The following is an 8,934-nucleotide window of genomic DNA, read 5'->3' as shown; positions in this document are numbered from 1 at the left end:
GCCAACAGCGGCCTGGGCCTGGAAACCGCCCGGGCCCTGGCCCACCATGGCGCCACCGTGGTGCTGGCCTGCCGCAACCGGCGCCGCGGCGAGGAGGCTCGCCAGGCCTTGCTGCCGGCGGCCCGTGGGCCGCTTGATCTGCTGGAGCTGGACCTGGCCGATCTGGCGCAGGTGGTCGCCGCGGCCGGTTGGATGGAGGAGCAGTACGGCCGGTTTGATCTGCTGATCAACAACGCCGGTGTGATGGCGCCGCCCCGCACCCTCAGCCGTGATGGGTTCGAACTGCAGTTCGCCACCAACCACCTGGGTCATTTCGCCCTCACCCTGGCCCTGCTGCCTCTGCTCGAGGGCCAGCCCGATGCCCGCGTGGTCACGGTCACCTCCGGTGCCCAGTACTTCGGCCGCATCGCCTTCGATGATCTGCAGGCGGAGCGCTCCTACGACCGCTGGCGCGCCTACGGCCAGAGCAAACTCGCCAACGTGATGTTCGCCCTGGAGCTGCAGCAGCGTCTGGAGCAGGCCGGCAGCACGGTGCGCTCCTTCGCGGCCCACCCCGGCCTGGCCCGCACCAATCTTCAGCCCGCTTCGGTGGAGGCCAGCGGTGCCCGCTTCGAGGCCCTGGCCTACCGGTTGATGGATCCCCTCTTCCAGAGCGCCGCCATGGGGGCTTTGCCCCAGCTGTTTGCCGCCACGGCCCCGCAGGCGGAGGGTGGCGGCCATTACGGCCCCGATCAATGGGGTGGTCTGCGGGGCTGGCCCGCGGCGGTGCGGGTTGCCCCGGCCGCCCTCGATGGCCAGCAGCGCCGCCGGCTGTGGGAGTGCAGTGAAGCGCTCTGCGCTGCCGCCAGCCCGGCGCTGGCCACCCGGATGTCGGCAGTGGGCACTGCAGTGAGCCCTGCCTAAGTTGGCCGCAGCTCCTGGGTGTCGTGGTGCCGCGTCTTCGTTCCCTTGCTGCCCCTCTGGCTGCCGGTCTGCTGCTGTTGCCTGCGCTGGCACCGCCCGCCGCCTATGCGGCCGAGCAGGTGGTGTTCGTCAGCGGGGCCTTCCGCCGCTCGATTCCGGTGGCGGATCTGGCCCATCTGGCGGAAACCGGCGAAGCGCGAGGCCTGCTGGGGGATGTGCTGCGGCTGGGACGGCAGAACCCGGCTGAGCTGGCCAAGCTCCTGAATGTCCAGATCCGCCTGCCCCTGGTGCTCACCAGCCGTCTGCTCGGCACCCGCATCGGCGAGGCGGCCCTCAACCGGGTCGCCCGGATCGTCTTCCCCCTCAAGGCACCGGGCGTGGCGGTTCCGGCCCTGCGGGCCGCCACGATCCTGGGGCTGGAGAAGGGGGACGGCAGCCTGTCGCCGCTCGGCTTCCTGCAGGCCTATCCCAACCAGGATCTGGCCGTGAGCTTGCCGGAGCTGAAGATTGCCTTCAACCGACTCAACTCGGTCACCGATGTGGTGCGCGGCTTTTTGGAAACGGATCTGGGCGGCCAGAGCGGTGCTGCCGGCAATGGCACCGCCCCCTAGCCGGGCCAGGAGGGTGCTGGATCACTGAATGGGTCAGGCCAGCGCGCCTAGAATCCACCGTTCACCAGGCCGCCGCATGCCCCGCGCCACAGCCTCTGCCAGCCCCGCGGCAACAGCAGCGGCCCCGAACGGCGCCACCAGTGCCAGCGAGGCTGCCCTCACCCTTAACGGCGGCAGCCTTGAGGATGTGATCCGGGTGCGGGGCGCCAGGCAGCACAACCTCAAGAACGTCGATCTCACGATTCCGCGCAATCGCCTGGTGGTGTTCACCGGCGTGAGCGGCAGCGGCAAGAGCTCGCTGGCCTTCGACACGATCTTCGCCGAAGGGCAGCGCCGCTACGTCGAGAGCCTCTCGGCCTACGCGCGCCAGTTCCTCGGCCAGGTGGACAAGCCGGATGTGGATGCGATCGAGGGGCTCTCGCCGGCGATCTCGATCGATCAGAAATCCACCAGCCACAATCCCCGCTCCACCGTGGGCACGGTGACCGAGATCCAGGACTATCTGCGCCTGTTGTTCGGTCGGGCTGGTGAGCCCCACTGCCCCCAGTGCGACCGCTCGATCCGGCCCCAGACCATCGACGAGATGGTCGACCAGATCCTCACCCTTCCCGAGGGCACCCGCTACCAGCTGCTGGCGCCGGTGGTGCGGGGCAAGAAGGGCACCCACGTGAAGCTGCTGGGGGGCCTGGTGGCAGAAGGCTTCGCGCGGGTGCGGATCAACGGCGAGGTGCGCGAACTGGCCGACAACATCGAGCTCGACAAGAACCACGCCCACCACATCGAGGTGGTGGTCGACCGGCTCGTGGCCCGCGATGGCATCCAGGAGCGGCTCACCGATTCGCTGCGCACGGCCCTGAAGCGCGGCGACGGTCTGGCCCTGGTGGAGGTGGTGCCCAAGACCGGCGAGGAGCTGCCGGAGGGGCTGGAGCGGGAGCGCCTCTATTCGGAGAACTTCGCCTGCCCGGTGCATGGCGCCGTGATGGAGGAGCTCTCGCCGCGGCTGTTCTCCTTCAACAGCCCCTATGGCGCCTGTCCGGATTGTCATGGCCTCGGCCACCTGCGCCAGTTCACCGAGGATCGGGTGGTGCCGGATCCGTCGCTGCCGGTCTATGCGGCGATCGCCCCGTGGAGCGACAAAGACAGCTCCTACTACTTCTCGCTGCTCTATTCGGTGGGGGAGGCCTTCGGTTTCGAGATCAAGCTGCCCTGGAGCGAACTCAGCCAGGAGCAGCGCCAGGTGCTGCTGCATGGCAGCAGCGAGCCGATCCCGATCCAGGCCGACAGCCGCTACCGCAAGAGCCAGACCTACGAGCGTCCCTTCGAGGGCATCCTGCCGATCCTGGAGCGGCAGCTGCGCGATGCCAGCGGTGAGGCGGTGCGGCAGAAACTGGAGAAGTACCTCGAACTGGTGCCCTGCTCCACCTGCCAGGGGCTGCGGCTGCGGCCCGAGGCCCTGGCGGTGCGGGTGGGTCCGTACCGGATCCACGAGCTCACCAGCACCAGCGTGGGCGAGAGCCTGGCCCGGATCGAGGCGCTGATGGGGGTGGGGGCCAGTGCCGGGGCGCCGCCGCTGCTCAGCCCCCGCCAGATCCAGATCGGCGACCTGGTGCTGCGGGAGATTCGCATGCGCCTCAAGTTCCTGCTCGATGTGGGGCTCGACTACCTCAGCCTCGACCGCCCGGCCATGACCCTTTCGGGCGGGGAGGCCCAGCGCATCCGCCTCGCCACCCAGATCGGTGCCGGCCTCACCGGCGTGCTCTACGTGCTGGATGAGCCGAGCATCGGCCTGCACCAGCGGGACAACGATCGCCTGCTGGCCACCCTGCTGAAGCTGCGGGATCTGGGCAACACCCTGATCGTGGTGGAACACGACGAGGACACGATCCGCGCCGCCGACTATGTGGTGGACATCGGTCCCGGCGCCGGGGTGCACGGCGGCCGCATCGTGTCCGAGGGAGGTCTTGAGCAGCTGCTGGCGGCGGAGGATTCACTCACCGGCGCCTACCTCAGCGGCAGGCGCTCGATTCCCACCCCCGCGGAGCGCCGCCAGGCCTGCACCCGCCAGCTCACCCTGGTGAACTGCCGCCGCAACAACCTGGACGACATCAGCGTTGAGATCCCACTGGGGCGGCTGGTGTGCGTGACCGGTGTGAGCGGCAGCGGCAAGAGCACCCTGGTCAATGAGCTGCTCCATCCGGCCTTGGAGCACAAGCTCGGCCTGAAGGTGCCTTTCCCCTCGGGGCTGGAGTCGCTGAAGGGGATGAAGTCGATCGACAAGGTGATCGTGATCGACCAGAGCCCGATCGGTCGCACGCCCCGGTCCAATCCAGCCACCTATACCGGCGCGTTTGATCCGATCCGCCAGGTGTTCGCGGCCACGGTGGAGGCCAAGGCGCGGGGCTACCAGGTGGGTCAGTTCAGCTTCAACGTCAAAGGTGGGCGCTGCGAGGCCTGCAGTGGGCAGGGCGTCAATGTGATCGAGATGAACTTCCTGCCGGATGTGTATGTGCAGTGCGACGTCTGCAAGGGGGCGCGCTACAACCGCGAGACCCTGCAGGTGACCTACAAGGGCTTCACCATCGCCGATGTGCTGCAGATGACGGTGGAGCAGGCTGCCGATGTGTTCTCCGCCATCCCCCAGGCGGCGGATCGATTGCGCACCCTGGTGGATGTGGGTCTGGGCTACATCAAGCTCGGCCAGCCGGCGCCCACCCTCTCTGGTGGGGAAGCGCAGCGGGTGAAGCTCGCCACCGAGCTCTCCAAACGTGCCACCGGGAAAACGCTCTATCTGATCGATGAACCCACCACTGGCCTGAGCTTCTACGACGTGCACAAGCTGATGGACGTGATGCAGCGGCTGGTGGACAAGGGCAATTCAATCCTGGTGATCGAGCACAACCTCGATGTGATCCGCTGTGCCGACTGGATCATCGACCTCGGGCCTGAAGGGGGCGACAAGGGCGGTGAGATCGTGGTCTGCGGCACCCCGGAGGAGGTGGCGGAACATCCCACCAGTCACACCGGCCGGTACCTCAAGCAGGTGCTGGAGCAGCATCCCCCTGTGGAGGTGGCTGCTTGATCGTTGGCTGCCTGGCGGTTGGATTCGCCTGTGATGCCTGCGTGTCTGACAGGGATACGAGCGGGATAGACCGTCATCGTCTGGCTGACGCCCTTGAGGGGCACCTCATGTTTTTCCTGGATTAGATCGCGGGATTCCGTGAGGTTGTCCCAGACGGCCTGTCTGATCAGGATGTCGCAATTGAAATCCCTGGTCTTGCGCTCAATTCGGCTGGCGATATTCACGCAATCACCCACAAGCCCGAAGCGCAGGTCGTCTACCGGGCCAGTGTTCTCCACGACGGTGGGTCCGTAATGGATGCCGATGCCAACGTCAACAGAGCGATTGAATTCCTTTCGGAGTGCTTCGGAGAGCACGAGGATTCTTTTGCGGATTGCAAAGGCGGTTTTCACAGCATCTTCGCAATAGGATCCTGAATCGGTTTCCTGGATGCCGAATACACAGCTCAGTTCGTCGCCAACCCAGAGGTTGATCGTTCCATGGTTTTAGACAATCTCCTCCTTCAGTGCCGTGAAATAGCGATTCAGGATATACACCAAGTCGAACGCGGGAATGCTTTCTGAAAGGGGGGTGAATCCTTTGAGATCCACGAACAGGATCGCCAGGGATCGAACAACGCCTAACCCCCCCCTGTTTGGCTTTTCGTTTTTCCGCTTTCCTCTCCCCGGGAGGTTTGATCAGTCGCTTGATCTTCACCTTTCCTCTGTCGCGAAATCTCGTCGCACAGCCCAGCCGTATGTTATCCGGCCAGTGGAGGCGCTCGGCAATGCGTGCTTCCTCAGGGGTTCTTGGCTCCAGATAATCCAGCCCTTCGAGAACCTCAACCTTGCAGGAGCTGCAGATGGTTTTTCCTCCGCATGCCGAAACCATTTCGATATCGGATTCGATCGCGATATCGAGCAGCGTCTTGTCCGGGTGATGCCAGGGAGTGCTCAGCTGAGCGCATGCCCAGTTGATCTCCATGCGCGATAGAGTGTTTTAGCAATTCTAGTTCAACTCTCCTCCTCTTGTCTCTGGCTCCGGCGCCGGGGGATCCCACGGTCTGCGCAGAACGCGGCGGACCATCGGAATGAAGGTCTCGATTGGTTCTTGGGGATAGTCCGGATCGAATGAGACCTCGTCGTACAGGGCGCAGAATTCAGCGGTGTAGGCGAAGTGCGGGCTCTCCCGGTAGGCCTCCCGGCCGTTCGGGTCGATGCCCACCTGGCTGCCGTAGAAGTAGGTCTGGAACACCGGATGGTGGGCGAGCATCCAGTGGTTCTCCTCCCGGATGAACGGCTTGAGGATGGCGGCGATCACCTCACCGTGATTGAGGGGGCCGAGTGCCTCCCCCACGTCGTGCAGCAGGGCCACCACCACGGTTTCCTCGTCGCGGCCGTCCCGCAGGGCCCGGGTCGCCGCCTGCAGGGAATGGGTGCGGCGATCCACGGGATAGGCCTCGTCCCCGCCCAGCCTCTCCAGCAGATCGAGCAGCAGATCCGGGAGCTGCAGCAGGTTCTGCTCATGCACCGTGCGCAGCAGCCGGAAATCGTCCGGGCTCATCTCGTCCATGCGGTGGAACCGCATGCGCTCGCCCTGCGGCGTTGGCTCCATGGTCTGCGGAAGTACCCTCATCCTCACCCTATGGAGCAGGCCTCCCACCGGGTGGAGGGAGCCGTGAACAGTCCCATGGCGTTCGGACGCTCCGGTGCCACCATCCAGGGATCCAGGCACGCGGATGCCCGCTTCCGGAGCCAGTTCCCCATGTCCCATCGACAGGCCGACGAACCCCTCCGCTGGCGGTGGCGTTACCGCGGCACCGGCACAAGTACAGGTAGTGGCAATGGCGAACGCATCCGGGCCCAGGGCCGCTTCCTCACCGATCGGGACCCCGACGGGGATGGCTTCCACGAAATTCTGCGCATCCGTGGCCAGCGCAACGGGGACCGGATCACCGGGCTGGTGCCCGCTGGCACCTCCATCCCCGGTAATGCCCCCTACACCGGCGACAACCTCGTGCGCTACGAGCCCCGGCGCTTGCCGGAGGGGCGGAAGAGCGATCCCCAGCTGACCCAGAGCGGCATCCAGTTCGCCCTGGCGGATGGCACCTACTCGAACGTGTTCCACGCCGGCTTCCTCACTCCGCCCACGGGCCTGGACTTTCATTCCGTGCCGCCCTTCCTCCAGGGGCCCACGCCCCCCAACAGTGAATCTCCCGTGCTGTTCCGTGCCTGGGTCGTGGGTTGACGCCTTCCGGTGCGGTGTGCGGTAACTGGGGAGTTCAGGGGGCGAGCGTGCTGCGGTAGCTCCTCACTTCCGTGGGGACATGCCGGATCGTGGTGGTGACTGTGCCGAGGCCACTCTTCTCCAGCACCTGACTCAATTCCCCGTGCAGCTGATCCAGGATCTGATCATCGAGCAGGCTGGATGGGGCATAGAGCTGGAAGTCGACCTTCACCCCTTTGGAATTTGTCTGGACGCTCAGATTCTTGAGCTGAATCACTTCGCGGTAGTGGGGATACCGCTCCCACAGTTTCGCGATCTGGCTGTCGATCCTTTTCTCCAGGATGAATTCCCCCATCGCTCCACTCAAGGGCCCGCTCACCACGGCCAGCAGGATCCCCAGAGACACCAGGCTCACCCCCGCCCGTCGCCAGTAGCCGTACCGCTGCCACAGAAAGACGAGGGATGCGGCCACGGTGATGCCGATCAGGTTGGCGCAGAAGAGCAGCAGGGCTCCCGTCGTGACCTGATTGCCGATCCCGATGGGCACGACGGTTTCCACCGAGACGCCGATGTCGTCCCGCAGGCCGAGGCCGATTCCGGCGACACACAGGGGAGGGACCAGAGCCACGGCGATCGCGACGCCTGCGATGGAATTGGCGATCTTGGGCCTGGTCAGGGAGAAGGCGCCGGCGGCACCGGCCGCCAGTGCGATGCCGAGATCCACGATGTTGGGTGTGGTGCGGGCGATGATTTCCTGGCTGAGGATCGTGGCCGGCACCGCTTCATCCAGAGCCCAGGCCAGAAGCATCACCGTGGCACTGCCCAGCAGAATCGTGACCAGGGAGCGTTGAATGAGGATCCCGTCGGAGGTGCTGATCCCGAAGGCACAACTCAGGATCGGATTCATCAACGGAGCCACGATCATGGCCCCGATCACCACAGCCGGGCTGTCGACCAGAAGCCCCAGTGTTGCAATGATCGTGGACGTGATCAGCAATACAAAGAACGACAGGCTTGGAAAGGAGGATTCCACCCTGTCTTCCTGCAGGGAGTCATGGCTGATCGGCGGCTCTGCTGGGGTGTTCCGGCTTCGGCGAAGGCCTCCGAGGAACTTCAGAGCGCGTGGGGGAAGTGTCACGAAGCCGCTGAGTTTCTGTTTCGCAGTGTGGTCGGGATGATCCACTCCTGACCACAGCAAGATGCCGTTGCGCTCCCTCTCCCCGCAGCAGACCAGAAACGCCCTTCTGGTGGGGTTCGCCGGTTTTCTCGCCACTGCCCTCTACCTCTGGTCCGGGCCTGCGGTAGCGGCCGAACAGGGCTTCTATCTGGTGTACGGAGCCGTGCGCAGCCTGCTGCCCAGCCGGGATGCCTCCCTGCAGGCGGCCCAGGCACGGCTGCTTGGCACGGCCTTCGGCGGGGTGGTGGTGTTCCTGGTGATGCTCGCCTTCCGCGACTGGCTCGCCATGGGGGTGGCCTACGTGCTGATTCATCGGATCGGTCGGCGCTGCGGCTTCAGCAGCGCCACCCTTGTGAACGCGGGGGTGATGGTGGTGCTCCTGCTCGGTGTGCCCGCCTACGGGGCCATGGGGTTCCGCTATGTCTTCGATCGCACCCTCTGGCATGCCCTGGGCCTCGGGATCGGTATGGCCGTGGAGCGTCTGTTCTGGCCGGATGCGCCGCTGCAGCGCCTGATCACCAGCGAACGGGCTCTGGTGCAGCGGCTGCACGATCTGCTGGCCGGCCGCCAGGTTTGCTCGGCCGAGTCCCTGATCGCCAGCTATGCGGAGCACCGGGCGGTCCGCTCGGAGGTTCTGCGGGGCAGCGAGGCGGCCCTGCTGCAGTCCCCCTCCTACCGCGATCGCCACGACTGCCTCGAGATCGCCCTGCGCCACGCCGTGGCCATGCTGCGCGGCCCCACGGTGCTCAAGACCCTGGATGAACGGGCCTGCCGGGAGGCCCTGGGGCGCTACGGCACCTTCCCGGAGCTGGCCTGAGCATGGCCTCCTCCCCCTCGTCGTCCTCGCCCGCGCCCCTGGCGCTGATCCTCCGCAACGGCAGCGTGCTGGCGCTGCTGATGGCCGCCGCCGCCTTCCTGCGCCTGCCCGAGGGGCTGTTCCTGGCGCTGGGGGCCCTCAC

8 protein-coding genes and 1 pseudogene are annotated in these 8,934 nt (G+C 65.9%); 5 read left to right on the top strand and 4 right to left on the bottom strand.

Going from position 1 to position 8,934, the window contains the following annotated elements; all coding sequences use genetic code 11:
• The 3 genes from VB716_RS05480 to uvrA all read left to right on the top strand — a co-directional run.
• The coding region (locus tag VB716_RS05480; RefSeq protein ID WP_323269956.1) for an oxidoreductase at nt 1–903 on the top strand (903 nt) is incomplete at its 5' end.
• A gap of 26 nt (nt 904–929) precedes the next feature.
• Complete coding sequence (locus VB716_RS05475) at nt 930–1,514, top strand: alpha/beta hydrolase (RefSeq protein WP_322757931.1); 585 nt, start codon at nt 930–932, stop codon at nt 1,512–1,514.
• Nucleotides 1,515–1,590: 76 nt separating this feature from the next.
• The gene (gene uvrA, locus VB716_RS05470; protein ID WP_323269955.1) at nt 1,591–4,593 is read left to right on the top strand and encodes an excinuclease ABC subunit UvrA; all 3,003 of its coding nucleotides are present in this window, start codon (nt 1,591–1,593) and stop codon (nt 4,591–4,593) included.
• Here the strand turns inward: uvrA and VB716_RS05465 are convergent.
• The 3 genes and pseudogenes from VB716_RS05465 to VB716_RS05460 all read right to left on the bottom strand — a co-directional run bounded on the left by VB716_RS05465 (nt 4,530) and on the right by VB716_RS05460 (nt 6,186).
• Complete coding sequence (locus tag VB716_RS05465; protein ID WP_323269957.1) at nt 4,530–5,042, bottom strand: adenylate/guanylate cyclase domain-containing protein; 513 nt, start codon at nt 5,040–5,042, stop codon at nt 4,530–4,532. The genes uvrA and VB716_RS05465 overlap by 64 nt on opposite strands.
• A gap of 277 nt (nt 5,043–5,319) precedes the next feature.
• Nucleotides 5,320–5,556, bottom strand: a pseudogene (locus VB716_RS17435) (2Fe-2S iron-sulfur cluster-binding protein); the annotation flags it as partial.
• Nucleotides 5,557–5,580: 24 nt separating this feature from the next.
• Nucleotides 5,581–6,186 (bottom strand): HD domain-containing protein, encoded by a 606-nt coding sequence (locus VB716_RS05460; RefSeq protein WP_197157824.1) that lies wholly within the window; start codon nt 6,184–6,186, stop codon nt 5,581–5,583.
• A 30-nt stretch (nt 6,187–6,216) separates the two neighbouring features.
• On the opposite strand from VB716_RS05460, the gene VB716_RS05455 reads away from it, so the two are divergent.
• Nucleotides 6,217–6,819, top strand: a complete 603-nt coding sequence (locus VB716_RS05455; protein WP_323269954.1) for a hypothetical protein — start codon at nt 6,217–6,219, stop codon at nt 6,817–6,819.
• Between the two features lie 34 nt (nt 6,820–6,853).
• Here VB716_RS05455 and VB716_RS05450 read toward each other — a convergent pair whose 3' ends face one another.
• Nucleotides 6,854–7,795: a DUF389 domain-containing protein gene (locus VB716_RS05450; RefSeq protein ID WP_323269953.1), complete on the bottom strand. Its 942-nt coding sequence runs from the start codon at nt 7,793–7,795 to the stop codon at nt 6,854–6,856.
• A 202-nt stretch (nt 7,796–7,997) separates the two neighbouring features.
• Here VB716_RS05450 and VB716_RS05445 point away from each other — a divergent pair, with 202 nt between their 5' ends.
• Nucleotides 7,998–8,792, top strand: a complete 795-nt coding sequence (locus VB716_RS05445) for an FUSC family protein (RefSeq protein ID WP_197157818.1) — start codon at nt 7,998–8,000, stop codon at nt 8,790–8,792.
• Nucleotides 8,793–8,934: the final 142 nt, after the last annotated feature.

Source organism: Synechococcus sp. CCY9201 (genome assembly GCF_034931105.1).
In the GTDB taxonomy this organism is placed as follows: Bacteria; Cyanobacteriota; Cyanobacteriia; order PCC-6307; family Cyanobiaceae; genus CBW1002.
The sequence above is the reverse complement of the archived record's forward strand: the minus strand, read 5'-3'. Positions and strand labels throughout refer to the sequence as shown.

Excerpts from the sequence above, each read along its gene's own strand:
- uvrA (WP_323269955.1), top strand. The coding sequence starts at position 1,591 with ATGCCCCGCGCCACAGCCTCTGCCAGCCCCGCGGCAACAGCAGCGGCC.
- VB716_RS05460 (WP_197157824.1), bottom strand. The coding sequence starts at position 6,186 with ATGGAGCCAACGCCGCAGGGCGAGCGCATGCGGTTCCACCGCATGGAC.
- VB716_RS05455 (WP_323269954.1), top strand. The coding sequence starts at position 6,217 with ATGGAGCAGGCCTCCCACCGGGTGGAGGGAGCCGTGAACAGTCCCATG.
- VB716_RS05445 (WP_197157818.1), top strand. The coding sequence starts at position 7,998 with ATGCCGTTGCGCTCCCTCTCCCCGCAGCAGACCAGAAACGCCCTTCTG.